This is a genomic window from Parabacteroides hominis (assembly GCF_014287585.1).
GTDB lineage: Bacteria > Bacteroidota > Bacteroidia > Bacteroidales > Tannerellaceae > Parabacteroides > Parabacteroides hominis.
On the sequence record NZ_JACOOJ010000109.1, the window covers coordinates 1 to 642 of the forward strand.

Sequence of the window (642 nt, forward strand, 5' to 3'; positions counted from 1 at the left end):
ATGCCGCTGGCAGAGTTCTTCCGTGATATGGCAAACAGAGAGCTGGAGTGTAGCGTGAGCGGGTTCAGTTCCGAAGCACGTAAAGCGTTGCTGACACACGCATGGCCGGGCAACGTGCGGGAACTTCGGCAGAAAGTTATGGGTGCTGTATTGCAGGCGCAGGAAGGTGTTGTCATGAAAGAGCATCTGGAACTTGCCGTGACGAAACCGACCTCTACTGTCAGCTTCGCCTTGCGCAATGACGCGGAGGATAAGGAGCGGATATTGCGTGCGTTGAAACAGGCAAACGGCAACCGGAGTGTCGCCGCAGAACTGCTCGGCATAGGCAGGACAACACTATACAGCAAACTTGAAGAGTATGGACTTAAATATAAATTCAAGCAATCATAGCCCGTAATTCACTGAATTTGGCTATCTTTGCATAACATTTGAGAAAAACGGCGATTGGCAGGAGCTTTTCGCCGCCAACATATAGGATAAGACCGCAAGGCGTTTCAAGCGAAAATCTGGTAAATTGGAACTACGGAGACGATTGCGTGATGCTTATGCTATGCTTACGCATAGCGTGCATTCACGTACTCTCCGTAAAGGCTTTACCAGAGCCATCGCTTGAAGGTAGTGTGAATTGCACGCTACTTTTTT

1 protein-coding gene is annotated in these 642 nt (G+C 49.4%); it reads left to right on the forward strand.

The window, feature by feature from the left end:
• The coding region (locus tag H8S65_RS20865) for an AAA-type ATPase lid domain-containing protein (RefSeq protein ID WP_032557811.1) at window positions 1-390 on the forward strand (390 nt) is incomplete at its 5' end.
• Window positions 391-642: the final 252 nt, after the last annotated feature.